Here is a 25,476-nt window from a genome sequence, read left to right as displayed (position 1 = left end):
GGCAGACTCCTCTCAAGGGGTATCGGCAGAATTCGGGGCCGCTGCCGGTTGCGGAGCGGACCACATGTCAAAAAAGTTGAAGAACTGGTAAGGGTTCTCTCTGGCGAAGGCTTCGAGCCCGGCAGCCAGTTCGGCGGCATAGGGGCGAAACCCTTCGCCGCCGCGACCGAGCCCGGGCGGTACGCTGATCTCCCGTGCCAGCTCCAGGGCATAGGCCGCCGGCCCGACCTTGCGACTGAGCAGGACCGCGATCGGGGCCCCAGTCGCCGAAGCGAGTTTGTAGGCACTGAAGGGGAAAAGGACCGGGGCGCCGAGGAAGTCAACCGCAACTCCGTTGCGGTCGCTGCCGAGCAGGCGATCCCCCATCACGGAGAGGACCTCCCCGCGTTTCAGCACCGCGATCATTTCCAACGCGCCGCCGAATTCCCCTTCCGGGTCGATAAGGTGAAACGGCCGTTCGCCGCCACCATGTTCAAAGTAGAGCCGGTCGACATCTCCCGGTTCCCGCTTCATCAGCAGATGAACCGGGGTCTCGAGGTCATCAAGGGCAGCCATCGCCACTTGCCAGCAGCCAACATGGGCGGTCATCAGGATCAGCCCGCGTCCTGCGCCCAAGATCTCCTTCAGCCGGGGGCCGGCGGGAAAGCTCACCTGCAGCTCGCCGGGTCCGAGGATGCCGACGATGGCACGATCGATCAGGACCTGCCCCAGGGCAAGGTTGTGACGATAGCTGTGCCGCAACAGTTCCAGCCCCCGGGCCGCCGGAAACCGCCGGCGCAGGTAGTAAAGCCCCTTGCGCCGCTGGTCCGCGCGCAACAGAGTGTAGTAGAGGATCACCAGCCGCAGAAAACCGTAGGCGACCGGCCGGCCGCCGAGGCGGATCAGCAGATAGAAGAAGCGGTGCTGCCAGTTGCTGCCGACGCTGCGGCTGCTCCAGCCGTTTGCCGAACGATCAACCTCAGCCGGCGGCATGGGCATCCCTCTGTAGCAGCAGCGCGGCCAGGTAGATGACAACGGCGCTCACCCCCCCGAGGAGGGGACCGAGCAGCAGCGAACCGAGCAGCCACTCCCAAAGCCGTTGCAGCCCCTGGTAACCGAGGGTCTGCAGCGAGAATTCGGTCAGCCACTCGCCATGGCGCAGGTAATGCCCCAGTTCGATACAGAGGGCCGGCACCAGCGGCGGCATGCAGAGGTTGCTGGCCGCCACGGCCGCCACCTTGTTGAGACGGAAGAACCCGGCCACAAACAGGATGGTGATGGTGTGGGCGCCAAACAGCGGCGTGGCGCCGACCGCAACGCCGAGTCCGCCGGCGGCGCCGAGCCGGGCCGGTGAACTGTTCTCCGAGAGGAGGCGACGCAGCGACTGCAGCGGTCGCAGCAGGCTGACCTTCTCCTCGGGCTCGGCCGTCACCAGGCGCGGATGGGGCCAGGGAACGATGGAGCGCAGCGTCAGGTGCGTATTCAGCAGCGTCAGTCGCCAGTTGTCGAGAAAACCCCGGAAATGCGAAATCCGTTCCGCTCCCGGCGGGTAGTAGACCGAAATCGCCACGCTGCGCAGCGCCACCCCGGCCCAGGCCGCGCGCACCAGCACCTCGATCTCGAAGTTGTAGCGCCGGCACCAGAAGGTGAGCCCGGTCAGGAGCGCCAGCGGGTAGATCCGAAAACCGCTCTGGGTATCAGGAAGAACGACCCCGGTCTGCAACCGCAGCCAGAAGTTGGAAAAGTTGCGGCCGAAACGGCTCGAACCCGGGACGTTGGCGGCCGTGAAATCGCGGCAGCCGACGATCAGGGCGAGCGGTTCGGCGAGAGCCGCCTGCCAGAGCCGCGGCAGGTCGGCCGGGTCGTGCTGGCCGTCGGCGTCAATGGTGGCAATATGGGTCAAGCCCCGCCCGGCAGCGAAGCTGGCGGCGGTCAGGATCGCCGCCCCCTTGCCGAGGTTGCGCTCGTGGCGCACCAGCTCCAGCGGCAGGCCGGCCAGTTTTTCCGCCCCGCCGTCGCTGCTGCCGTCATCAACCACCAGCACCTGGGGGTGGACCGCCAGGCAGGCTTCGGCCACGGCACGCACCGTGCCGCCGTGGTTGTAGAGGGGAATGACGATCAGCAGATTTTCCATCTCAAACATCATGATCAGCCGCCAGGCGTCGGTTACTGCGGGCAAACCGCAGAAAATCACCGAGGTTAAGTGCAAACCGGCGCCAGGAATCGGGCGACTTCCAGAGCATCGCGGCATAGCCGAGCAGCACCCGGGGGCGCTGGAAATGGCGCTTGTAGAATTCGGTAAAGAGAAGTTCGAGGCGCTCCTTGCTCATGCCGTGGGGGACGAACTGGAACTGCATGCAGTCCATCTTCTCCCAGTCCTCCTCGAATTCCCCCAGCTCATGAATCTTCGCATAGAGGGGGGAGCCCGGGAAGGGGGTGAACTTGGCGAGGTTGAAGTCATCGATCGGCAGGGAGAAGACGTACTCCATGCTGCGCCGGATACTCTCCTCGCTCTCGCCGGGGAGCCCCATCATCAAGAGCCCTTTGGTGCGGATGCCGGCCTTCTTGATCATGCGAATCTTGTCGGCGAGCATGTCGAGATTGGCGTTCTGCCGGTGCTGGGCGAGAAGCTCCGGGTCGCCGGTCTCGATGCCGAGGCTCGCCATCCAGCAGCCGGCCCCTTTCATCATCCGCAGCAGCTCCGGATCGATATGCTCCGCCCGCACCGCGCAGTTGAAGGTCATCCCCAGCGGCCGGTCGTGGAGCAGGGAGCAGAAGGCCTCAACCCGCTCCCGGTTGAAGGTGAACTGGTCGTCGTAGAAGTTGACGTGGCGGATGCCGAACGCCTCGCGCAGGTAACGCAGGTGAGCGTAGAGGTATTCCGCCGAATTGTAGCGAAAGCTACGGCGAAAGACCGAGCGGTCGCAGTAGCTGCAGGCGTAAGGGCAGCCGCGGCTCGAGATGCAGCTGGTGTTCGGCGCTTTCGGGTAGTTGAAAATCGGCAGCTGATAGGCCTGCGGATAGCCGGCGAGCTTTTCGTAGGCCGGGAACGGCAGGCTGTCGAGGTCGAGTCCCTGCTCCCGGTAGCCGTTGAAGACCACCTCGCCGTCACGGCGGCGGTAGATCAGGCCGGCGATCTGCTCGAGATCGGCGTCGCCGGCGCGCACCAGCTCGGCAAGGGTCTCCTCCCCTTCACCCACGACAACGTAATCGACCTCTGGGTAGCGGAAGACCTGCTCCTTGAGAGCCGAGACGTGGGCGCCGCCAAAGACGCAGCGGATACCGGGCAGTTCACTCTTGGCAAGCCGGGCCAGGCGCACCCCGTCGAGGAAGCTGGAGGTGGTGCAGGAGAAGCCGATCAGGGCCGGCCGTTCCGAGCGCAGCAGTTCGCGCAGCACCTGCTGGCTGTCGGGATGAGCGTAGCAGTCGATGATGCCGACTTCGACCCCGTCCCGTTCCAGGTAGGAGGCGATGCTCGCCAGCCCGAGCGGCGGCATGATATTGGCGAGGCGGGAGATGTCCCGGCCGGCGGCCTCGGCGCGGTAGCCGAGGGGGTGAACGAGGAGGACATTCTTGGCGGAAAGCGATCTCATCAGGCCAGCTCCTCCCGCGGAAACGCGATCAGCCGATCCCAGAGCAGGCCGCGAAAGCCGAAGCGGCGCATAACCGACATCCGCACCTGCCCCTCCGAAGGGGGGAAGATCCGGTCCCGGCGCCCCTGGAACGACTTGAGAATCGCCGCGTTCATCCCTTCGGGATCGAGCAGCGGCGAAAAATAGTAGACCGGCATCAACAGCGGCGCGCCGGCAGTGATAATGCCGTCGGCGATGGCCCGCTCCAGCATGCGCGTCCCCGGCAGGATGCGGATGCCGGAAAAGGCAAAGACCGCGCAATGTTCGAGGCTGGCGATATTATCCAACCCTTCCGCGACAGTCGCCATCGTTTCATCGGGACCGCCGAAGATGATGAAATGGGCGGCCGGAATCCGTTCGGCGACACAGGCCCGGTTAACCTCGAAGACATCGGCAAAGGTGAAGCCCTTGTCGATGCCGGCGAGGGTGGTGTCGCTGGCAGCATCGGTGCCGAGTTCGGCGGCATGCAGGCCGGCGCGTTTGAGCAGGGCCAGCTCCCGGCGCCCGATCCCCTGGGGGCGGAAAAAGGCGCTGAAGGAGATCTCCAGGTTGCGGCGCAGGATCTCCTCGGCGAGTTCGAGGTATTCGCCGCGGGCATCGTTGAAGACCGAGTCAGTGAAGAAGAACCCTTTCACCCCGAAATCGCGGCCGATCTGCTCGATGTCATCGACCACCGCCCCGGCCGAGCGCGGGCGAAAGCGTTTCCCCTCCAGGCTCGGATAGGTGCAGTAGACACAGTCGTGGGGGCAGCCGCGCTTGGTCTGCAGGTTGACCATCCCGGTCTGCTCAACGTAATAATCGACCAGTTCACGGCACAAAAGGGGTCCCCCCTGGGCGCCCCCGGCCAGGGGGGGACTCCCGGCCAGCAGTGCCGGCGCGGTTTTGCCGGCGGCAAGATCGGCGACCAGGGAACAGACGGCCCCCTCCCCTTCGCCGACAACGCCGTGATCGGCGCCGAGATAGGCGAGGATCTCCTCGGGAAGGATCGAGAACCCGGGTCCGCCGACGATGACCGGCGCCCGGCTCACCGACCGTAACAGCTCCACCAGGCGCCGGGCCTGACCGACGTACCAGGCATTTTCGGCGCTGAAGGAGTCGACGTTGTCGATGTTGCGCAGCGACAGGCAGATGAATTCGGGGCCAAATTCAGTGACCGCGTCGAGCAGGGCCTGCTCCGAGCAGCCGGAGACGAGGAAGTCGAACTGGCGCACCTCATGGCCACTGCGGCTCAGGGCGCCGGCGATCACCGCCATCCCGAGCGGATAGACCGGATAGGGTTCGGTGGTGACGTTACTGGAGAGACAGAAGATCCGGCTCATGCCAGCGCTTTCTCCCGCTTGAAGGAACGGGCCACTTTCGGATTGTATCGGCGATAGGTGCCGTCGTTCATTTCCCGCAGCATCACGTCCTTGAAGAGCTTGCCCATCTTCAGGGCATGGCCGCCATTGGCATAGAAGGTATCCCAGGCGTAGTAATAGAGCTCCTGCAGCCGTTCCGGCGTCATCTTCGCCGGCTGGAAGACCACCTTGTCGGCGCTGTAGTCGTGCCAGTTGTTGGAGAGGATGCGTCCCTCCCGTTCAAGCTGGGCGCGGATCGGCGAATGGGGAAACGGGGTGAGGATGGTGAACTCGGCGACGTCGAGCTCCACTTCGAGCAGGAAGTCGACAAGCCGCTTGATGTCATCCTCGCTCTGGTCGTCGGTACCGAGGATGATCGTCCCTTCGATGCCGATGCCATGCTCCTTGAGCCGCCGGATCCGGTTGCGGATTACGTCCGAGGTATCGAAGACCGCCTGGTAGACGTACCAGGCGCCGGCATCGGCGGCAAGCCCCAGAATCTCGTCATCGTCGAGGATCGGGTGGGAGACCCACTTCTTCTTCAGCGGCGCCATGGCGGTAAAGAGCTCTTTCAACCACTGCCGATCCTGAGCAAGTGAGTTGTCGACGATGAAGAGGCGGTTGTTCTGGATCGCCTCCATCTCGGCGATCACCATCTCAACCGGCCGCGGCCGGAACTTCTTGCCGCCGAGAAAGCCGGTGCAGCAGGGAAAGCAGTCGAACTTGCAGCCGCGGGAGGCATGCACCAGGTCAAGCATCTGCACGCCGCGGTAGTTGTAGAGCTCGCGGTTGAGGATATCCCGGCGGGCGGTACCGACCAGTTCGATCCGGGGCGGGTTGTTCATGTAGTCGTAGACCGGCTTCAGGCAGCCGTTTCTGAAATCGTCGAGGACCGCGCCGATCCGTCCCTCGACTTCGCCGAGGAAGACCGCGTCGGCGTGCTGCATTACCTCTTCAGAGTGCAGCATGGTGGCGATGCCGCCGAAGATCACGGTCAGACCGCGGTCCCGGAATTGACGAGCAACCTCGAAGGCGCGCGGCAGCTGACAGGAGAGCATCACCGAAATCCCGACCAGGTCAGCGGCGCTGGAAAAATCGATCGGCTCGAGGTTTTCGTCGGTAAACTCGACTTCGACATCGGCTGGCAGGGCCGCGGCAAAGACTACCGGCCCATGAGGCGGCAGGTGGAATTCAGTCTGCCGGTCGAGTTTCGGCCAACTGGGGTAAATCAGCTTCAGCTTCATGAAGGCTCCTTGCGCTTGTTGCAGAATTCGCTTCCGGCAGGTTGCCGGCAGGCCGCTATCAATCCGGGCCAGTCTGTCACCATTCGATCGTCAACCCGCCAGGTGCCGTCGTAGGTGAGGCGGGGTCCCGCTGCGGAATCCTCCTCGACCGGAGCGAGCACCAGAAAAGCCGCGCCGGCTCGATCCGGTTCACTCCTGCCTCCGGCAGAAAGGGGTGGCAGTTCGCAGAAACCGGCAACAACCGCCGGCGCATCACCGTCGCAGAGCAGTTCCAGCGCCACCTCAAGGGCAGCAAAGGGCGAACCCTCTCCACTGCTCTGCACGAATCCCGGCCCGGTCAGGCCAAAGCGGATCGCTGCTTCGCCGAGAAGGGTGTTGGGCAGGGTGTAGGCAAAAAGGTTGGGACTTGCCAAACCACCTTCCTCCGGCAGCAGCGCCCGAAAGTAGTCGAAATCGGTCGCCAGGCAACCGTAGCGGCTATCCGCCACCAGACCGATCGGACGCTTCTCCTGCCAGGAGGCGATGCCGGCGTCGGCAAGGGCGAGCGCGATCGCCGACAGGCCGAGACGGGAAAAGGGATCGAGCCGCCCGAAACGGGGATAGGGGTCGGCAAAGAGATCCTTGCGCGTCAGCTCCGGCAACCTTCCCCCATCGAGGCCGAAAAGGGCGTCGCTGCCACCCTGTCCCCAACCACCGGAGGTCACCCAACCGGAACCGAGAACGCGCGCCTTCATTGCTCACCTCCGGCACCGAGCAGCAGCGCAGCGTTGATGCCGCCAAACCCGCTGTTGGTACTGAGCAGGACGTCACCGTCGAGTTCCTGCACCGCAGCCATAATTCGCCCAGCGGCGGCCGGATCTGGGCGCCGGCAGCCGACCGTGGGCGGCAGGCGTTTCTGCTGCAGAACCCGGCAGGCGATGGCGGCCTCGATCCCCCCCGCCGCCCCCAGGGTGTGGCCGATCGCTCCCTTGATCGAGTTGACCGGGAGCTGGCGGGTACCGAACAGTTGGTCGAAGGCGGTCATTTCCATGGCGTCGTTATAGACGGTGCCGGTGCCGTGGGCACTGATCGCGGCCACGGCGCCGGTGCTGAGACCGGCACGAGCGAGAGCGGCGCGAATCGCGGCGAGCAGACCGCAGCCGTCGCGGGCGGGAGCGGTGATGTGGTTGGCATCATTGGCCACCCCCCAGCCGAGGAGCCAGGCGAGCACTCCCCGCCCATCCCGGCGAGCCCGTTCCTCGCTCATCAGCAGCAGGGCAGCTCCCCCTTCCCCGAGGCTGAGGCCGCTGCGCTCGCTGTCAAAAGGTCGACAGGAGGCGGTTGACAACCCCTGCAGGGCGGAAAAGCCGGAGAAGACAAATTCGCTGACCAGGTCGGCACAGACGACCAGCACCGCCGCGGCGCGGCCGGCAGCGATCAGGGCGGCGCCCCGCGCCAGGGCGATGGTCGAGGAGGCGCAGGCGGCGTTGACGTTCATGCCAGGGTCGGCAAGCCCGAGGCGGCCGGCAATCTGGCGGGAAAAGTTCTCCAGCAGCAAGGGTCCGATAGCGCCACTGCCAGCACGCACCTGGTCTTCGAGCAGGTCGATGGGTCCCTTGGTGGTCGCCGTCAGCAGGCGGCTGTCGACCGGGACCTGTGGAAAGCTGTTGAGCAGCAGCGCCAGCAGCGGCTCCAGGCGGCTGGCGCCGGGCTGGCGGCCGAGGCCGGCGACGCAGGCGGCGAGATCGGTCAGGTAGCCGCTGCAGTCAAAGCGTGCCAGGGGCGCAATCGCGGACTTGCCCTGCAACAGTCCGTCCCAGGTCGCATCCAGGCTCGCTCCGAGACCGCTGACGACGTTGGCGGCCACCACCGCGACCCGGTTCAAGCGAATTCTCCCCTCGCCCAGCGGGCGCAAAAGGCCTGGTAAAAAGGGGGTAGCACCAGGAGCAGGTTGTGGCTGGTATCCATGAGCATCTGCACCGTGTAGCCGGTGGTGGTGATCTCGCCACCGGCGTTACGCAGAATGAATTCGAAGTTGAGCCGGGCTGCTTCCGACCAGTTCAGCACCCCCTCGATGGTGAAGGGATCGCCAAAGTGGAGCGGGCGCAGGTAATCGACGTGCATCTTCTTGATCGGCGCGAGAATTCCTTCCGCGTAGAAATCCATGTAGCCAATGCCGAAGCGGTTGCCAAAGGCAACCCTGGCATCTTCGAAGTAGCCGGGATAGCGACCGTGCCAGACAATCCCGAGCGGATCGACCTCTTCGAAACGGACCGTCCGCTCGACGATGACCCGCAACGGCTCCGGTTGGCCGGCGACACTTTTGAAATAAGCCTTTTGCATCCTTGAAAAAATCTCCTCCCCTCCCCTTGCTCAGGTCGCTGCCGGCCGAAAATGCAACTGGAAACTGGCGGCAAGGCGCCCTTCGACCTCGAGGCGGGCATTCCAGGCCTGCCGGTCCGCGTCCCGGGTCCGGCACTGAACGACGATTTCCCGCCCCGGCAGCAGTTGTTCAAGGAACTTGGCCCCGACCACTTCCGCCAGCACCTGTCGCCTACCGAGGGCCGTTTCGACCAGGGTCTGGGCGATCAACAGCTGAACCACCCCGGGGAGGAGGGGATAACCGGGGAAATGTCCGGCAAAGCCCTGGAAATCATGTTCAAATTTAAATCGCTGGCAGAGGCTGCCGTCAGCGCCGGTCTCCAGGGGGCCACAGACCGCCCGGGCGATGCCATTGCGCAGTTCACTCATGATGGGCCCTCATCTCCTCGATCCGCAAACGCAGGCGATAGCCGGCGATCCGGTCCTCAAGCAATATCTTCTCAGGATACTCCAACTCCCCCTGCCGATGATAGTCGTAGTAACCGACCTGCCAGGCTACGCCCGGCCCTTCGGCCCGGATCGTATCGAGACGGGCGCCTCCCCCCCGGAAAAGGAAGGAGGTGACGACATCCCCTTCCCGGGCCTGCAGCTCGTAACCATCGTCCCGAAGTTTCAGCGCGTCCCCCGGCTGCGGCCGTGGCGCAATAAACATGCGCCGTACGGCGATTGCCACCGCCTCGAGCAGGCGTGGATAGCGCCCGAGGTCGGGAAGGAGAAAATGAAGCATTTCGTGGTCACGGTAAACGCTGAGATCAAAGAGCTTGATGCCGAGATCATCGACCGCGATCAGGCGGGCGGTGCCGGCGACCGGGTCGAGACTCATCAGCCCGCGCATCGTCAGCTGACGACCATGGAAATCGAATTCGACCGTTTGCCGCAGGCGCCAGGGCCCCTCTTGCCGGGTCCAGTCGGAGGCGGCCAGAAGTGCGCTGTCGAGGCCAGGGGGAAACGCCTCCGCCGCCGGCGGCGGAAAGAAGCTGCCACTGCAGCCTGTCAGCAGCAGCAGGGTCAGCAGGCCGGCAAAAACCTTCATCGCCCCACCTGCCGCCGGCCATAGAGCGCCGGGATAACCAGGAGCGCCGCCGGAATGGCACAGCCGATGCCGAGCAGGACCGTCACGCCGATCGAATGCAGCGCGGGATGACGGCCGAGGACCAAGGCACCAAAACCAGCCAGGGTGGTAAGTCCCGAAGCGAGGATGGCCCGCCCGGTCGCCATATCCTGACCTTCGCTGTAACGGCAGACCATGAAGATTCCGTAGTCCATCCCCAGTCCGATCACGAGGATGGTGGCAACAATATTGAAGAGGTTGAACTCAATCCCCCAAAAACCCATGATGCCGAACATGCCGAGCAGCCCGGTGACGACGGGCAGAGCCGCGGTCAGTACCTTGCCGACACGCCGGAACAGCAGAATCAGCAGGGCCCCGGCCAGCAGGCCGGCGCCACTGATGAAGCGCAAAAAGTCGCTGCTGATCGCGCTACCGATCTCCTCCCGGAAACGGGCTGGCGAGACAAGCCGCAGGGCGGGGCCCAGACCAGCCACCAGGGCCGCGACCCGGGGGGAATCGGGAGTAAGGGTGAGAATGCGAATCCCCTCTCCCGACGGCACCACCAGCGCATCGACCAGGCTGCCGAGGCCGGCCTCTCTTGCCCCGGCCAGGGTGATCTGCGGCGCCGGGGCGACCAGGCTCTGCCGGAACGGTTCAAAGGCCCCGGCGGCAAAGCCAAGGGCTGCCGCCTCCCGCTCCAGGGCGGCGAGGATTTCGACACCGCGTGGGCCGGTCCAGAACGCCTGCCAGCGCTCCCGGTTTTGCGCCTGCACTCCAGCCGGCGGCACCAGCGGCGCGAGGCTTACCATCGGCAACTCGGCCGCGGTCAGGGATTGAGCGACCGCGGCGGCACTGCTGAGCGCGGTGTCGGGTGCCCCAGCCCGGGTCCAGATCATGGCCTGGTCGCGGAAGCCACCCCACTCGGCGGCAAGTCTCTTCTCGGCTGCCGCGAGTTCCGGCGGGACCAGGCTCATCCGCCGCAGGTCACCGTTGATCTCCACCTTGGGCGCCTGCCAGGCGCACCAGCTGCAGAAGAGGGCCCAGACCATCAGCACCAGCAGCCGCCGGCGCCTGGCCGAAGGCCGGGAGGAGACCGGACGGGGCAGAGCCATCGGCTGGCTGCCGACCGGAACCAGATGCGGCAATACCAGCAGCGCCAGCAGCAGCGCCGCCGTCAGCCCGGCAATGGAGAAGAGCGCCAGCTGCCGTTGCCCGGGGAGATCGGAGCCGAGCAGGACGGCAAAGGCGGCGATGGTGGTCAGGCCACCGAAGAGGACCGGCCGGGCGACGCGCCCGATCAGGTCGGCGCTGCTTCCCTGGCCATAGCGCAGGGCGTAATAGACATGCAGGCCGAAGTCGACGGTAATCCCCATCAGGACAGCACCGAAACCGAGGGTGATCGCCGAAACCGTCGGATACCGGACCGCCACCGCCAGACCGGCGAAAGCCAGGACCGCCACCGGGATCAGGAAGACGTAAACGGCCCGCAGGCTGCGCAGCAACAGGACAAAAATCAGCAACAGGGCGACGCCGGAACAACCGAGAATCCACCACAAATCCTGCTGGATCACCCGGGCATTGGCCAGGGTATAGCGATGGGCGCTGACCAGCAGCGCCGAATAGCCTGCCGGCAGCTGCCTGCGCGCCTGCTCGAACCCCTGTTCGAGGGCCGCGGCACCGGCCGAATCGGTGATCGCTATCGGCGTTTCGGCGAGCAGCAGGGCGCTGCGCCCATCGGCACTGACGAAGTGGTTGTCAACCAGCCGCACACCCGGAACAAGGTTGAGATAGCGCAGCTTTTCGAGGCCGATGCGCCGCAGGTCGAGAGGATCGCGGCGAATCATGTTTTTCAGGGCCCAGCCTTCCGGACCAAGCAGCTGCTCATAACTACGGCGCAGCGCCTCCCCGGCCCCGCCCCCTTCCAGTCGCTTCGCCATGGCTGCGAGATCATCGGCGCTGGCCAGGTTCGGCAGGGAGTCGATCAACCAAGGCATGAGCCGGGTTTGCAGCCGCTGATCCGGCCCGCTCGCCAGGTGGATGAAGAGCCCAGGGTCGAGGGCCGCCGCCAGGCTATCGACCACGGCCGGCAGCCGGGCCGGGTCGCTGCCGGTGTCGGCCCGGACGCTGATTACCAGCTTGCGGGCAAAGGGGGCTTCCTGCAGCAGCTGGAAATCTTCGGCCACCCCGCTGTTGCCGTCCGGCAGCATGGTGGCGATATTCTCTTCGAGCCGCAGTGAGGAGGCAGCCCAGGCGCTCGCCACCAGCACCAGCAATGTCACAGCGAAGAGCCAGCGGCGGCGCGGCGCCAGCCAGCGATAGGCCGCAGCGAAGAATAGACCGATCCCGGGCACGGCTTAAAAAAGCTTCCGGTCGAGCGGGAGGTTGACCTGGGTGGCGGAGAAACGCAGCCGGGTATAATCACCGTCCCGATCGTGAATCTCGACCTGGGCGACATGGCTGCCGTCCGCGGCGAAGACGATCTGCAGGTAATCGATCATCCCCGCCGTTTCGAATTTGGGCTCAAGTCGCAACTCGACCGGTGCGGTCGCCACCAGGATCAACCGGTAATGGGCCTGCAGCCAGGGGAAATCAGGCCGTGCCCAGGCCAGGAGCTGCTCGGCGACCACCTTCATCACCGGATCCTGGCGGATATCGAAGCTCTCGCTGTTCGCCTCGTCACCGCGCCAGCGCCGCCCACTGTTGCCGTTGAGGGCAAACCCGGTGACCACGGGGGTGCGCAGTTCCCAGCGCAGGCGGTCAGGTTTCTGGTAGTAGAAGCGTCCGCCGGAGCGGAGCGCCTCCTGGAAAACAGCCAGATATTTCTCCTGCACAAAATCGCTGGCGAGGGTCTCGATACCGGCCGCCGCCTGGGCCAACCGGTCGAGTACCTGGTCCAGGTCCTGGTCGGCGCTTTCGGCCCCAGCCAGCGCAGGGACCAGCAGCAGAGCGATTATAACGCTGCAAAGAAAACGCAGCAGCCGGGTCATGACGTCTCTCCGGGAAGCCAGAGCTTGAGGGCCGCCGTGGCCAACAGGGAGTCGCCACAGCGGACCTCCCCCTCGATCATGGCAAAGGTATCGAGCCGGGCCAGGGTGCGCACCCTGACCAGCAGGCGGTCACCGAGCCGGGCCGGGGCAAGGAATTCGGCCCGGCGGATGCCGACCAGAAAACCGCGCCCGGGGGGATGCCCGGCGCAGTAATCGGCATACCCCTGGATGGCAGCAAACCCCTGGGCAATCAGTTCGATCAATGCCACGCCATCGAGTCTGCCATCGTCACCCAGCAGCGGGTTGCCGGGCGCAAGGACCACCTCCAGCAACCCCTCTTCGCCATCGACGGCGAGGAGCCGGTCAACCAGCTGCATCGGCGGCCGATGGGGGAGGAACTCCCGCGCCGGTTGCGGCAGGATGCAAAGGGAGGTAGGGGAATCGGTCATTTCCTAGTCCGCCTCGCAATAGGGGGCCAGATCATCGAAGAGCTGGCTGGAGAAGAGGAGCCGGCGGAACCGGGTCAGTTCTTCGTGAAAAACCTGGCTGTTATCGTAAAGCGTGAACTCCTTGACCAGCTCCCGGTAAATGCGTCCGGTGCCGCGCCCGAGCCCATCCGCGTTGCGGAAGGAGAGCGCCTGCAGGTCGGCGAGAATCTCCAGGGTCAGGATATGCTTGGCATTGCTCACCGCCTTGAACGCCTTGCGTGCCGCCACCGTCCCCATGCTCACCACATCCTGGTTGGAGGCGTTGCAGGAGATCGAGTTGGTGGAGACCGGCCCGGCCAGCTGCCGGTTCTCGGCGGTGGTCGAGGTCGCCAGGTACTGGGCGCCCATGAAACCCATGGTCAGACCGAGGGTGCCGGGGATCAGAAACTCGGGCAACCCCTCATTGAGATGTTTGTCGAGGTATTTGTTGATGCGGCGCTCCGAGATATTGCCAAGGGTGGCAATCGCCATGCAGAGGGAGTCCATGACGAATCCGATCGACTGGCCATGGAAATTGCCGCCGTGAATCACCTTCTTTTTGTCCGGAATGATGATCGGGTTGTCATTGCTGGAGTTGGCCTCGGTGGTCACGGTCCGCACCGCCACTTCGATCGCCTCGGCGACCGGGGCAAGGACCTGCGGGGTGCAGCGCACTGAGTAGACGTCCTGCACGTTGATGCTGGTTTCGAAGACTGGGCCATCCTTCTTCTGGCTGCGGATCAGCTGATGCATGTTCTCCCGCAGGACGATGTTCTTCGAGCCCTGGTAGAGGGCGCGAATGGTGCCGGCCACCTCGAGCTGCCCGGGATGGGGCTTGACCAGGTGGAGGTCTTCGTCGAATGCGTCATCGATGCCGCCGAATATTTCGAGGGCGAAGGCCCCGGTGACACAGGAGAGGCGCATCAGTTTCATTGCCCCGAAGAGGGCAAAAGCGGCCAACGCCGTCATGGCGCTGGTCCCGTTCATCAGCGCAATCCCCTCCTTGAAGGAGAGCCGGAAGGGTGCCAGGCCATGGTCGGTGAGGGCAGCTGCTGCCGGGCGCAGGGTGCCGCGGTCGTAGACCTCCCCTTCCCCGATCATCCCCAGCGCCATATGGGCGAGATGAATGAGGTCCCCCGAGGCGCCGACACTGCCGCATTCGGGTATATAGGGCGCAATGCCGCGATTGATCATATCGCGCATGAACTCGAGCAGCTCGATACGCACCCCGCTGTACCCCTTGACCAGGGTGTTCAAACGCACCGTCAGCACGCCGAGAGCGATGTATGGCTTGAGGGGATCGCCAAGACCGGCGGCATGGCTGCGGATCAGGTTGACCTGCAGGGTCTCGATCTCCCTGTCCTCGATGATCTTGTTGCACATCGGCCCGAAAGAGGTATTGACGCCGTAGATAATGCGGCCGGCGGCGACCTCTTCTTCGAGAAACCGACGGCTGGCCCGGCAACGCTCCAGGGCGGCCGGATCGAGGGCAACCCGTTTGTCACCGACGCCAATGGCGACGATCTCTTCGATTGTCAGGTCATTTCCGGTCAGAACGACAGTGGGACGCTGGTCCATGGAAGGCTACTCTTTCGCAATTAGTTGATGATATCCGGCTTTCGGGTCAGTCCCCGCTGCCAGCGACAGCCCGATTACGCCGGTGGTCGAAAAAGGTGACCGGTTTGCGCTTTTCCGGGCGCAGGGTCATTTTCCGCACTGCCTCGCTGCTGGCAAGGACGACTTCCGGTTTGACCCGGGTGCGGGCCGCGATCCGTTCGGCGATCTCTTCCCCGGACAGTCCGGAATGCCGGGTGGCAACAACCACCCGGATCCGGTCGGAGAGGGGGAAGTCGTCAAAGACCTCGATATAGAATCCATCCACCTCTTCCATATCCTGCAGCACCGAGGTGATCGCCGGCGGAAAAACAGTCGTCCCCCGATACTTGAGCATCTGCGCCTTGCGGCCCAGTACCGGTCCGAGTCGCGGGGTGTTGCGGCCGCAGGGGCAGGGATCGGTATGGAGGACGGCAATATCCCCGGTGCGGTAGCGCAGCAACGGCATACCGGTCACCTGCAACGGGGTGACTACGACCTCGCCGGCCGCACCCGGAGGGAGGGGGCTGCCGTCCTCACCGAGGATCTCGACCACCATCAGTTCCGGTTGCAGGTGGCCGCCGCAACCGGCACTGCAATCGGCAAATGCGGTCGCCATCTCAGTGCTGGCATAGGTCCCGTAAACCTCGCCGCTCCAGAGTTCGGCCAGGCGCCGGCCAAGGCCGGAGAGCCCCAGGTCGGGATTGCGCACCGGTTCACCGATGCAGATCATCCTTTTCACTCCGAGTTCGGCCACCGCCGTCCCACCTTCCGCCATGCGCTCGCCAAGGGCGAGGAGCAGGCTCGGCACACCGATCAGGGCGGTCGGACGCTGATCCCGGACCAGTTCGACCAGCGCCGGGATACTCGACGACCCCCCGCGGATGGCAGTCGCCCCGAGGCGGACCAGGCCGAGAAAATAGGCCATACCCGCCATGAAGCAACGATCGATGGCTGCCGCTACCAGGACCCGGTCGGCGGGACCGAGGCCGGCGGCGGCAAAAGCCCTGGCCTCGTTATAGGCGAGGCGGTCGAGATCAGTCCGGGTCTGGTCAAGAACCAGCGGTCGCCCGGTCGTCCCGGAGGTCAGGCAGCGATCGACGACTTCACTGGTAGGAACACAGAGCAGTTCCTCATTGCAGCGCTGCAGATCGTCCTTGCCGGTCAGGGGCAAAGCGGCGAGATCGGCGACCCCCCCGATGCGGAGCGGGTCGACGCCGCCGGCTGCGAAGCGTTTCCGGTAAAGGGGCGAGCGCGCGGCGAGGTAGGCGAGGTGTTCGCGCAGAAGCCGGTCCTGGACCGCGCCAATCGCGGCCGGGGACGTAAACGACAGTTCGGCGAAAGGGGCAAAGCGGTCGTTGCCGGCAGTCAGATTCACGCAGAGTCTCCGCCAGCCTGCCCGGTGAGGACGGCGATCATCCGGTCGCGGGCCAGGGTACGCAATTCACGGTGGGCATTCGCCCCCGAAAAACACCGGCTGTCGATGGCCGGCAGGGCCGTCAGGCAGACCCGGGCCGGGCGCAGGCTGAGCCGTCCCGGCGGCAGCAGGGTACCGGTGCCACTGAGGCAAAGGGGGACCAGCGGCCGGCCGGTTGCCACTGCCAGCTGAAAGGCACCATTGTAAAAACGCTGCAGATGACCGTCGCGGCTACGATGCCCCTCTGGAAAGAAGAGGAGATGCCCCCCCCTTTCGAGGACCCGGCTTCCGTTCCTTTCGACTTCCCCCCAGCTGGAACTCTCGACATCCAGGTAGCCGGCGAGATGCATGAACCACCGGTACCAGACCATCCGGAACGGCCAGGAGCGGACCGCAAAGGTCACGTCAAAGACGGGGAGCAGGCCCATGCAGTAGGTGTCAAAGAACGACTGGTGATTGACGACGAAGATCACCGGCCGGGAAAGATCGAGATCGGCAAAGCCACGGCGGCGAAAGCGCACGAAGGGGGCCATGATCAGCAGCCAGCCACGTCCGTAAATCCAGATAAAGTGCCGCATGATGCGACCGGCCGGCCAGCGGGTGACGAGCTTCCAGACCAGGTACAACAGCGGAAAGCAGAGCATGCCGAGGAGTGTCCACACCACCAGCAGCGGATAGACCACGCCATTCATCAGCAGGGCCCGGACCCCGAACCGGGGAGAATCCCCGGTGAACTCTTGGGAGGCGGTTGGGGTCACGGCAGTCGGCGTCATTCAGTTCTTCAGCTTGGCAATGACGAAGCGATGAATATCCCCGAGGGTGCGAATTTCGCGGATCGCCTCCTCTTCACGGATTTTGAACTTGAAGGCGCCTTCGAGAACGATCACCATGTCGACAGTGTCGAGGCTGTCGAGACCGAGATCCGCATAGATATTGGCTTCGGGCTGCAAATCGGCGAGTTCGAGCTCGAACTCTTCAGCGAGGGAGCGGTTGATCAGATCAATGATCTGTTCTTCAGTCATGCGGATATCTCCTTACCACGAGCGATGAATTGACGCCCCCGAGGGCGAAGTTGTTTTTGATGAATGCCCGCACTGGCCGGGACTCCATGCCACGGACATGAAGGATGCCAGCGCATGCGGGATCGACCTCATCGAGGTTGAGGGTTGGAACCAGGCGCCCCTGCCGCAGCATTTCAATCGAGGCCAGCAGCTCCAGGGCGCCGCTGGCGGCCATGGTATGCCCCATATGCCCCTTGAGACTGCTCACCGGAACCCGGGCCGCAAAAATAGCCCGGATCGCCTCGGCTTCGGCGATATCTCCCTGGGTGGTCGCGGTCGCATGGGCATTGATGTAGTCAACCTCTTCCGGCGCCAGTTCGGCATCTTCGAGGGTCTCCCGCATACAGCGCTCCATCGCCGCGGCATTGGGGTTGGCAATGCTGCTCGGGTCGGAGACCGTGGCAAAGCCGGTAACCTCGCCGAGAATGGTGGCGCCGCGGGCGAGCGCCGAGTCGAGTGCTTCGAGGAGGACGATGCCACCCCCTTCGGAGCAGACCATGCCATCCCGCCGACGATCAAAGGGGCGCGGGGTCAGCTCCGGCTCGTCGTTGAAACCGATCGAGGCGGCGGTCATGACGTCGAAGGTCGCTGCCGTCAGCGGGTGGAACTCGTCGGCGCCGCCGCAGAGCATGAAGTCCTGCCGCCCCAGGGCGACCTGCTCGTAGCCATAGCCGACAGCCTGGCAACCGGTGCTGCAGGCCGCCGAAGGGGCAAGCAGGCGGCCGGTTATGCCGAGAGCCTGGACCACGTTGGCGGCACAGCTGTGATTCATGATCTGGAAGAAGAGGGTCGACTTCATCCGCTCCAGGCTATGGTCGGTGAAAAAGTCGCGGAAAAAGTCTTCGGTCGTCTGAGTGCTGCCGACGGTGGAACCGATGGCGACACCGAGGCGTCCTCCCTCCAGCTCAGGGGTACCGATGCCGGCCTGGGCCAGAGCTTCGTGGCTGGCGAGGGTCGCATAGACCGACATCGCCGACATGGAGCGCCGGTCCTTGCGCGGTATCTCGCGGGGGTCAATCCCCTGCACCAGGGCGGCGACGCGGGTACGCAAGCCGCCGATCCGCTCCAGCTCGGGGACCTGGCGAACGGCGCTTTGCCCGGCATAAAGGGCCGCCATCAGCGTCGGAACACCCCGACCGAAGGGGGAAACAGCCCCCAACCCGGTAACCACAACCCGCCTCAGTGCGCGCATCGCTTGACCTCCATCCGCAACCGGTCGTGACCCAGAATTTCACCGCAGGTCAGAAATCCGGAAAGCATGCCACCGAGCAGTCCCGGTGCGGCCGTTGCCTGCCCGGTCAGAAAAACCCCCGGCAGGCGAGTCGCGGCTTGCGGGTTGTATTGCCCGACCCGATGACCGACACCGTACAGCCCTCCTCCGGGATGGCCGAGGTAATGCCTTAAGGTGAGTGGCGTCGCCCCGGCTCGCAGGGTAAGGGCGCCCTGGAGTTCCGGCACCTCCTCCTCGATGCGGGCCTGCATCCGCGCCATCATTTCCGCCTTGAACTGACGATAGGCCCCCGGCCGCCCCCCATGGCGCGAGTCGGCCCAGGCACTGGTCTCTGCCACATCCGCAGGGCAGATAGCGACCAGGGCGTGCGGGCCGGATCCATCATCAGTTGTCCCCCCCGCCAGATAGAGGAGGCGATCCTCCATCGGCATCCCAGGGGACCTGGCGTCTCCTTCCGCCTTGCCGGCGAGATAGAGGTTGCTGCCGGCCAGCAGTGGAACCGGGCGCCTGGCCGTGAAGAACCCGAGGTAACCTGAGCAGGTCTCGGCCAGCCCCAGCAGGCGTTTGCGGTAGGCAGGACGCAACGCAGCGGCGCCGACCAGGTCGAGAAACGAGCGGGGATGCAGGCTGCTGACACAATTACGGCTACGCAACAGGTCATGCCGATCGGTGAGGACTCCTTCCAGGGCACCGGCAGCATCCCATTGCAGGGCGAGAGCGCGGCTGCCGCAAAAGAGGCTGATCCCGCGGGCCGCGAGCTGCCGGGCCAACACCTCGGCGAGTTGCTTTCCGCCGCCACGTATGCCATGCGCCGACCGATAGTACAACCCAACGACGCTGGCATGGAGAGCAAAGGGAACCTCGGCGGCCGGAACGCCGTGGAGCAGGGTATGCAGCGCCAGCAGGCGACGCAGAGCGGGTGGCGAGATCCCCCGTGTCAACACCTCGGCGAGGGTCGGACCCTGAAGCGCCCCGAAGGGGCCGAGGGCACCGAAGTCCGCGTCCAGGTTCAGATACGGCAGGGTCGAACAGGCCGATTGCACCAGGTCAAGATAGGCGGTGATTTCGCCCGCTGCCGCAGGGAAAGCCTCACAGAGAGCCGCATTCAGGGCATCATACCCCACCGGGAAATGAAACTCGTCCCCGCCGGGATAACGCAGCCGATCAAAACAGGAGCCAGAAAACGGAGTCGTCTCGACCTCGTCCGCTATTTCCAGGTAACGGAAAAAGCGGGTGAGAATACCCTCCTCATCCAAGCCCCCGGCGTAGTGAAAACCGGTTTCGAAGTGTGCCCCGCTGCGGCTGAACCCCCGCAACAGGGGAGCGATCTCGGGAGCCTTTTCGACCAGCGCCACCGACCGCCCATGGCGGGCCAGGATCAACGCCGTGGTCAGTCCGGAAATTCCGGCACCAATGACCACAAAGTCATAGGTCACGCGCCAAACCTCAGCACCAGGCAGGAATTGGTCCCACCGAATCCTGCCGAATTGCAGAGGACCAGTTCCGGCGCCCGGGGGACGGTCTCGGCGGCGATGCGCAGCCGGCGGCTGCTGTCGTCGGGCGTGCTGAAATTGATATTGGGAGCGATAAAGCCGCCTTCGGCCATCAGGGTGCTGTAAACGACCTGGGAAGCCCCGGACATCCAGAGTTCATGCCCGGTCATCGACTTGGTCGAGGAAACCCAGGGGCCGTCATCGCCGAAGACGGCGTGGATGTTCTCCGCCTCCGCGGCGTCACCAGCCGGGGTCGAGGTCGCATGGGCGCAGATGTAGTCGATATCGGCCGGTTTCAGGCCGGCCTGGGCAATCGCCCCCGCCATCGCCCGCTGCAGCCCGCCCTGGCTGGGTACGGAAAGATGCTGCCCGTCGGATGAGAAGGCATAGGCTGCCACTTCACCGAGAATCCGCGCCCCGCGGGCCTGGGCCAGGTCATAACGTTCGAGGAGAACGGCGGCCGCGCCACCACTTGGCACCAGGCCATCCCGGTCGGCATCAAAGGGGCGGCAGGCCCGCTGTGGGTCGTCGAGGCGCAGCGAGAAGGCATTGAGCGCATCGAAACTGCACATCGACTCCCAGTTGATTTCCTGGGCCCCCCCGCAAATCATCCGCTCCTGGCGACCGAGAGCGATCAGGTCGGCGGCCTGACCAATGGCATGACCGCCACTGGAACAGGCCGAGCTGAGGGTCCAGCAGGCGCCCTGGGTATGGAACAGGGTATTGAGGTTCATCGTTACGCAGCTGGTCATGGACCGAAAGACCAGCCCGCTGCCAATCGCCTTGGTTTCGCCGGCCTGGCGCAGCAGGTCGACCTGTTCGACCGCGGCGATGCAGCTCGAATCACAGCCGAAGATCAACCCGCTCGCAGGGTTCTGGATCTCCTCCGCCGCCAGACCGGACATGGACAGAGCATCCGCGGCGGCGTGATAAGCCTGAATGGCAAAGTCGGGCATCGTTTTGCGTTGCTTGCGGGAAAGCCGGGCGCTGGCGTCAAAATCGGGCAGGGCCCCGGTCAGCGGGCTGCGATAGCCCAGCCGCTGCCGCTCGGCATCGAGAACGATCCCCGACTCGCCCCGGCGCAGGGCGGATGCCACCCGCGCCCGGTCACTGCCGAGACAGGAAACGATACCAATACCTGTGATTGCAACCCGATGCATAGTATCCCTTGAACTTTGGCCCTGAATGTTTGAACGTTATACCCTATGGGCGGTAGCGGTCGCGCGGGGACTCTCTTTACATGTAGGCGCCACCGTTCACGGCAAAGACCTGGCCGGTGATGTAGGTGGCCCGCTCCGAACAGAGAAAGGCGACCAGCCCGGAAACCTCCTCGGGAGTGCCGACCCGCCCCAAGGGAATCATCGGCAGGATTTTTTCCTTCGGCAAATCGCCGATCATTTCGGTCTCGATAAAGCCGGGCGAAACCGCGTTGACGAGGATATTGCGTCGGGCAACCTCAGCGGCGAGGGAGCGCGTCGCTCCGATCAGGCCGGCCTTGGCGGCCGAATAGTTGACCTGCCCGGGGACGCCGCTCTGGCCGGAGGTAGAGACGATATTGACGACCCGGCCGCGCCGTTTCTTGAGCATGGCGCCCACCACCGGGCGGGTGACATGGAAGAAGCCGTCGAGATGGACATTGAGCACATCCCGCCATTCTTCTTCCTTCATCCAGACCAGCAAGCCGTCCCGGGCGAAGCCGGCATTGTTGACCAGGGCAAACGGAGTCCGTTCAGCCAGCAAAGGCGCCAGGGCCGCGTCGCAGGAGTCGCGATCGCCGACATCAAAGGGAACAAGCCGGCATTCGACTCCGGCCGCCTCGATGGCCGCCTGGACCTTCAGCGCGGCAGCGCTGTCACAGCGGTAGTTGAGCCAGATATCGAAACCGTTTTGCGCCAGTTCAAGCGCAATGGCCGCGCCGATCCCCTTGCTTGCTCCGGTGACCAGCGCCACTTCCCGCACGGTTTCCTTGTTCATGGCTCTACCCTCCCCTTCCCCGCGCCGCATTTTTTCAGGTGCGGGGTGCCGCGGCAAAACAGCCGCTACCAGCAACCGCATTCAGTCATTTTTTTCTTCGTCAGGACGACGGTTTTTTACCACGTTCCCGCCTCGGGTTTCAACCTTTCAAATGCCCCCACGGAGTATTTCCCGGCAAGGAACAGGAAAAAGGCTGTCGAAGAATAAATTCAACCGGCCACGGCCTATTCTACAGAAAAGAAGAGCGCCGGGAAAGGAATCTGTTCAGGGGGCGGATTCGGCGGGGGATGAATCCCGGTGCGGGCAGGAGGGGTCGTCCAACTGGACGATCCGGTCACATGCGGGGCAGTAGCGCAACCCGATTTCGGCGAGGTATTCAGGAGTCGGCTTCAAGGTGATCGCATGGAAAATAGCAATGACGAAGAGAACCGTACCGTAGAGCCACCACAGGATAAAATTGCGTCCCTTGTTCATGGCGATATAGGCAGGCAGCAGTCCCAGCAACAGCAGGACAAAGAAGAGTTCCATAAAGCACTTCCTCCGGTTCGGCAGTGGGACGACGCACGACCTTTCGGGCACCAGTATAGCGGAACCTGCGCATTGCGCCAGAAAGCCCTGGAGGGAGAGCTTGATTTTCCCTTGGGTCACCGGGGATAATCGTTTACTATCCACAGGCGACACCTGGTTGCTGCGACGCCTGTAAATGCCGTTTTCTGCGATTTAAGGGAGGGTGATATCAAACGTCTTGAGAATCGGTTTCGGCCACTCGCCTTTCTCCTCGCCCTGGTTCTGGGTGCCCTCTGCTATTTCTGGGACCCATCCCTGCTGGCGCGATTTGCCTTGCCCCTTGAAGATTGCAAATTTGCCGTTCGGGAAAGTCTGGGACAGCAGCCGGTTTTGCGCCCCAACCTGGTCATCGTCACCGTCGATGAACGCAGCATCAATCAGCTGGGGCGCTGGCCCTGGAACCGGAAGGTCCTCGCCAAGCTGATGCTGGGCCTCGGTCAAGCCCGCCTGGTCGGCCTCGACATGATCTTTGCCGACGTCGCCGACGCCGATCAGGACACTGCCCTGGCGGCGGCGATTGAAGAGGCGGGGAATGTCGTTGCCGGTTTCTTCTTCCGCTCCCAGGCCACCACCTGGACCAGTGAAGCCGACCTCGATCACCTTGCCGAATGGGGATTCCGTGATATCCGCAGTGCCGGAGGGGTAACCGGCCTGAAGGACTCCAATTTCGTCGAGACCAACCTGCCGGAGATCAACGCCGGCGCGCTTGCCGGGGGGTTTTTCAATGCCGAACCCGACCCGGACGGTCTCTACCGGCGTTACCCGATCGCCTATCTGCATCAGGGTTTTGCACTCCCTTCACTGGCGGTGCAGATGGCCCGCTACGACCTCGACCGGGAACCGGTGCTGAGCATCGACTCCGGCGGTCTGCTCTCCTTTGTTCTTGGCGACGTCAAGCTCTCCGGAAGCTCTCTGCGCCTGAATTACGGCAGCCTCGCGGCAGCGCCCCTGGTCTCGGCCGTCGATATCATCGACGGCACCCTCCCCCCCGAGTTTTTCCGCGACAAGTTGGTTCTGGTCGGGGTCACCGAAGTGGGGATCTTCGATCTGCGCCCGACCCCGGTAGCCGCGGTCACTCCGGGGGTCTGGCTGCATGCAACCGCCCTCTCCAACCTGCTGGAGGGACGGCTTTTGCGAACGGCCCCTTTCCTTGACCTCACCCTGTTGGCGCTTACCCTGCTGTTGGCATGGGCCGCCGGGCGCCAACGCCGTATCGGCGCCCGCGTCGCAACCTACCTCCTCCTGGTCCTCGGGGTTCTCGCTGCGGCCAACGCCCTGCTGATCGGCGCCGATCTCTGGACCCGCGAGTTCTATATTCTCTTCCCTTTTTTCCTCTTTGCCACAGCCCTGGAAACCGAGTCCTTCGTCCAGACCGAGCTGCGCGCCGGGCAACTGAAACGCGCCTTCACGTCCTATGTCTCACCGGAGGTGGTCCGGGAGATCCTCGAAGACCCGGACAAGCTGGATCTCGGTGGCGTCGAACGGGAGGTGTCAATCCTGTTCAGTGATATTCGCGGGTTCACCAGCCTCTCGGAGAAAGTTACGGCACCACAACTGGTACAGATGCTCAACCAGATTCACGACCCGATGACCCAGGTGGTCCTGCAGCAGCGGGGCATGCTCGACAAGTACATCGGCGATGCCATGATGGCGCTCTTCAACACCCCCCTCCACGTCGAGGACCATCCTGACCGGGCGGTCGCCTCCGCTCTCGGCATCGTTGCCTGCCTGAAGGAGATCAACGCCGGTTTCGAGCGCCTCGACCTGCCGCAGATAGATGTCGGGGTCGGCGTCAATACCGGGGGCTGCATCGTCGGCAACATGGGCTCCAAGGTCCGCTTCGAGTACACCGCCATCGGTGACGCCGTCAACCTCGCCTCCCGCCTCGAAGGGCTCTGCAAGGTTTACCGGGTCCGCATTGTGATCAGTGAATTTACCCGCGACCGCCTTGCTGCCCCCTTCCTCGTGCGCCTCCTCGACCGGGTGAGGGTCAAGGGGAAGCACCTGCCGGTCGCCATCTACGAGGTCATGGCCGACGAGGGAAACAACCGTTCCCGGAAAGAGGAGTTCGAATCCGCGCTGGAACTCTATTTCAAGGCCGATTTTGCCCGTGCCGCGCAGCGGTTCGGTGCCCTGGTCGCAGCGACCGGTGACCCACCCGCGGCGGTTTTTCTCGACCGCTGCCAGGCCTTCGTGCAAACCCCGCCTCCCGCCGATTGGGACGGAGTTTTCGACCTGCAGAATAAATAGGAAGAGGGCGGCGCATTCAGGCGCCGCCCTCTTCCTATTTACTCGCGTCGAAATTCTTCTCTAGAAATTCTCGAAGCGGGCGAACTCGGCATCAAGGTCGCTTCCGAGAGGGGTCACCCAGGCCTCGTTCCCTTCGATGGTAAGGCTGCTCCCCTCCTCGAGTTCGATCTGCTCGACGAATTCGATATCCCCTGCCGCCATATGCTCGCGGGCAGCGTCGAACTGGGCCTGCATCCGTTCCCGATCGGCGTCGAAACGCTGGCGCAGGTCATCCTTCATCTGCTGGAACTGATCGGCGAAGTCCCCGTCGCGATGTTTCTGAAAGCCACCGCTGGCCGACTTTACCGCCAGTTTTCCTTCCTTGAGATGAACGGCGACCCGACCGTCCGCATTGCTAACGGCGAAGCGGGTACCGCGAACGCCGATGGTGACCGTGGCGCTGCTGACCTCAAACCCCTTGAGCTCTCCCCGTTTCCGGATATCGAGCAGCACCATGCCGGTCTTGACCTCGGCGGCATCCCGGCCCTTGACCAGGAGGGTTGAATTTTCGGTCAGGATCATCCGGTTACCATCGACGAATGCGAGTCTGGACTCGCCACCGCGCTGGGTCGTCAGCGAGTCCCCTGCCCCCAGTCTGGCCCCGGGTTGACGCAAGGTCTCGCCGCGAACCCGACCCTGCGGGTAGAAAAGGACCTTGCCGCTAACACTCTCGACCTGGCCGAGGGGTTCCGCGGCCAGGGCAGGAAGGGCACAAAAGATCAATAGCAACGAAAGATAGCGGATCATCGGTCAAGCCTCAGAGGAGAAGAGCAGGAAGAAGTCGGTGCCTGCT

The 25,476-nt window shown here is 64.1% G+C and carries 24 protein-coding genes; 1 reads left to right on the top strand and 23 read right to left on the bottom strand.

All coding sequences use genetic code 11. The features are described 5' to 3' along the window. Nucleotides 1-12: 12 nt before the first annotated feature. The 22 genes from ACYQ8E_RS03180 to ACYQ8E_RS03075 form a co-directional block, all read right to left on the bottom strand. Nucleotides 13-972, bottom strand: coding sequence for a lysophospholipid acyltransferase family protein (locus ACYQ8E_RS03180; protein ID WP_066726929.1), 960 nt, complete (start codon nt 970-972; stop codon nt 13-15). Beyond that, entirely contained in the window at nt 959-2,125 is a 1,167-nt protein-coding gene (locus tag ACYQ8E_RS03175; RefSeq protein ID WP_231875408.1) for a DUF2062 domain-containing protein, read from the bottom strand. The genes ACYQ8E_RS03180 and ACYQ8E_RS03175 overlap by 14 nt, the downstream gene beginning before the upstream one ends. Beyond that, the gene (locus tag ACYQ8E_RS03170; protein WP_066726924.1) at nt 2,115-3,572 is read right to left on the bottom strand and encodes a B12-binding domain-containing radical SAM protein; all 1,458 of its coding nucleotides are present in this window, start codon (nt 3,570-3,572) and stop codon (nt 2,115-2,117) included. Before ACYQ8E_RS03170 ends, ACYQ8E_RS03175 begins: the two co-directional genes overlap by 11 nt. Continuing rightward, the gene (locus ACYQ8E_RS03165) at nt 3,572-4,930 is read right to left on the bottom strand and encodes a lipid biosynthesis B12-binding/radical SAM protein (RefSeq protein ID WP_066726922.1); all 1,359 of its coding nucleotides are present in this window, start codon (nt 4,928-4,930) and stop codon (nt 3,572-3,574) included. Before ACYQ8E_RS03165 ends, ACYQ8E_RS03170 begins: the two co-directional genes overlap by 1 nt. Beyond that, nucleotides 4,927-6,192 carry a B12-binding domain-containing radical SAM protein gene (locus tag ACYQ8E_RS03160; RefSeq protein ID WP_066726920.1) on the bottom strand — a complete coding sequence of 422 codons (1,266 nt, stop codon included), beginning with the start codon at nt 6,190-6,192 and terminating at the stop codon, nt 4,927-4,929. The genes ACYQ8E_RS03165 and ACYQ8E_RS03160 overlap by 4 nt, the downstream gene beginning before the upstream one ends. Then, nucleotides 6,189-6,926, bottom strand: a complete 738-nt coding sequence (locus ACYQ8E_RS03155) for a beta-ketoacyl synthase N-terminal-like domain-containing protein (RefSeq protein WP_066726918.1) — start codon at nt 6,924-6,926, stop codon at nt 6,189-6,191. The genes ACYQ8E_RS03160 and ACYQ8E_RS03155 overlap by 4 nt, the downstream gene beginning before the upstream one ends. Further along, complete coding sequence (locus ACYQ8E_RS03150; protein ID WP_066726916.1) at nt 6,923-8,056, bottom strand: beta-ketoacyl synthase N-terminal-like domain-containing protein; 1,134 nt, start codon at nt 8,054-8,056, stop codon at nt 6,923-6,925. Before ACYQ8E_RS03150 ends, ACYQ8E_RS03155 begins: the two co-directional genes overlap by 4 nt. After that, entirely contained in the window at nt 8,053-8,514 is a 462-nt protein-coding gene (locus tag ACYQ8E_RS03145) for an acyl-CoA thioesterase (RefSeq protein WP_066726914.1), read from the bottom strand. Before ACYQ8E_RS03145 ends, ACYQ8E_RS03150 begins: the two co-directional genes overlap by 4 nt. Nucleotides 8,515-8,544: 30 nt before the next feature. Beyond that, complete coding sequence (locus tag ACYQ8E_RS03140; protein ID WP_459860082.1) at nt 8,545-8,922, bottom strand: ApeI family dehydratase; 378 nt, start codon at nt 8,920-8,922, stop codon at nt 8,545-8,547. Then, nucleotides 8,915-9,586: a LolA-like protein gene (locus tag ACYQ8E_RS03135; protein ID WP_066726910.1), complete on the bottom strand. Its 672-nt coding sequence runs from the start codon at nt 9,584-9,586 to the stop codon at nt 8,915-8,917. The genes ACYQ8E_RS03140 and ACYQ8E_RS03135 overlap by 8 nt, the downstream gene beginning before the upstream one ends. Next, nucleotides 9,583-11,955: an MMPL family transporter gene (locus ACYQ8E_RS03130; RefSeq protein ID WP_066726908.1), complete on the bottom strand. Its 2,373-nt coding sequence runs from the start codon at nt 11,953-11,955 to the stop codon at nt 9,583-9,585. Before ACYQ8E_RS03130 ends, ACYQ8E_RS03135 begins: the two co-directional genes overlap by 4 nt. Nucleotides 11,956-11,958: 3 nt before the next feature. Beyond that, the gene (locus ACYQ8E_RS03125) at nt 11,959-12,591 is read right to left on the bottom strand and encodes a LolA family protein (RefSeq protein ID WP_066726905.1); all 633 of its coding nucleotides are present in this window, start codon (nt 12,589-12,591) and stop codon (nt 11,959-11,961) included. Further along, nucleotides 12,588-13,040: a hotdog family protein gene (locus tag ACYQ8E_RS03120; RefSeq protein WP_459860080.1), complete on the bottom strand. Its 453-nt coding sequence runs from the start codon at nt 13,038-13,040 to the stop codon at nt 12,588-12,590. Before ACYQ8E_RS03120 ends, ACYQ8E_RS03125 begins: the two co-directional genes overlap by 4 nt. A gap of 3 nt (nt 13,041-13,043) precedes the next feature. After that, complete coding sequence (locus ACYQ8E_RS03115; RefSeq protein ID WP_066726903.1) at nt 13,044-14,636, bottom strand: HAL/PAL/TAL family ammonia-lyase; 1,593 nt, start codon at nt 14,634-14,636, stop codon at nt 13,044-13,046. A gap of 46 nt (nt 14,637-14,682) precedes the next feature. Beyond that, complete coding sequence (locus ACYQ8E_RS03110; protein ID WP_459860078.1) at nt 14,683-16,029, bottom strand: phenylacetate--CoA ligase family protein; 1,347 nt, start codon at nt 16,027-16,029, stop codon at nt 14,683-14,685. Then, nucleotides 16,026-16,841, bottom strand: coding sequence for a lysophospholipid acyltransferase family protein (locus ACYQ8E_RS03105; RefSeq protein WP_459860076.1), 816 nt, complete (start codon nt 16,839-16,841; stop codon nt 16,026-16,028). The genes ACYQ8E_RS03110 and ACYQ8E_RS03105 overlap by 4 nt, the downstream gene beginning before the upstream one ends. After that, on the bottom strand, nt 16,842-17,090 hold the full coding sequence (locus ACYQ8E_RS03100) for a phosphopantetheine-binding protein (protein ID WP_066726902.1): 249 nt from the start codon (nt 17,088-17,090) through the stop codon (nt 16,842-16,844). Beyond that, on the bottom strand, nt 17,083-18,321 hold the full coding sequence (locus tag ACYQ8E_RS03095) for a beta-ketoacyl-[acyl-carrier-protein] synthase family protein (protein ID WP_459860074.1): 1,239 nt from the start codon (nt 18,319-18,321) through the stop codon (nt 17,083-17,085). The genes ACYQ8E_RS03100 and ACYQ8E_RS03095 overlap by 8 nt, the downstream gene beginning before the upstream one ends. Next, nucleotides 18,309-19,796: a phytoene desaturase family protein gene (locus ACYQ8E_RS03090; protein WP_459860072.1), complete on the bottom strand. Its 1,488-nt coding sequence runs from the start codon at nt 19,794-19,796 to the stop codon at nt 18,309-18,311. The genes ACYQ8E_RS03095 and ACYQ8E_RS03090 overlap by 13 nt, the downstream gene beginning before the upstream one ends. Then, entirely contained in the window at nt 19,793-21,013 is a 1,221-nt protein-coding gene (locus ACYQ8E_RS03085) for a beta-ketoacyl-[acyl-carrier-protein] synthase family protein (protein ID WP_066726899.1), read from the bottom strand. The genes ACYQ8E_RS03090 and ACYQ8E_RS03085 overlap by 4 nt, the downstream gene beginning before the upstream one ends. A 76-nt stretch (nt 21,014-21,089) precedes the next feature. Then, nucleotides 21,090-21,827, bottom strand: coding sequence for a 3-oxoacyl-ACP reductase FabG (fabG, locus tag ACYQ8E_RS03080; RefSeq protein WP_459860070.1), 738 nt, complete (start codon nt 21,825-21,827; stop codon nt 21,090-21,092). Between the two features lie 264 nt (nt 21,828-22,091). After that, nucleotides 22,092-22,355 carry a hypothetical protein gene (locus ACYQ8E_RS03075; RefSeq protein WP_066726896.1) on the bottom strand — a complete coding sequence of 88 codons (264 nt, stop codon included), beginning with the start codon at nt 22,353-22,355 and terminating at the stop codon, nt 22,092-22,094. Between the two features lie 138 nt (nt 22,356-22,493). Between ACYQ8E_RS03075 and ACYQ8E_RS03070 the strand changes: the two genes are divergently transcribed. Continuing rightward, nucleotides 22,494-24,644 (top strand): CHASE2 domain-containing protein, encoded by a 2,151-nt coding sequence (locus ACYQ8E_RS03070; protein ID WP_459860480.1) that lies wholly within the window; start codon nt 22,494-22,496, stop codon nt 24,642-24,644. Between the two features lie 60 nt (nt 24,645-24,704). Here ACYQ8E_RS03070 and ACYQ8E_RS03065 read toward each other — a convergent pair whose 3' ends face one another. After that, complete coding sequence (locus ACYQ8E_RS03065) at nt 24,705-25,430, bottom strand: FecR domain-containing protein (RefSeq protein WP_066726894.1); 726 nt, start codon at nt 25,428-25,430, stop codon at nt 24,705-24,707. Nucleotides 25,431-25,476: the final 46 nt, after the last annotated feature.

Source organism: Desulfuromonas carbonis, from assembly GCF_054658035.1.
This window is presented reverse-complemented; position numbering and strand designations above follow the sequence as displayed.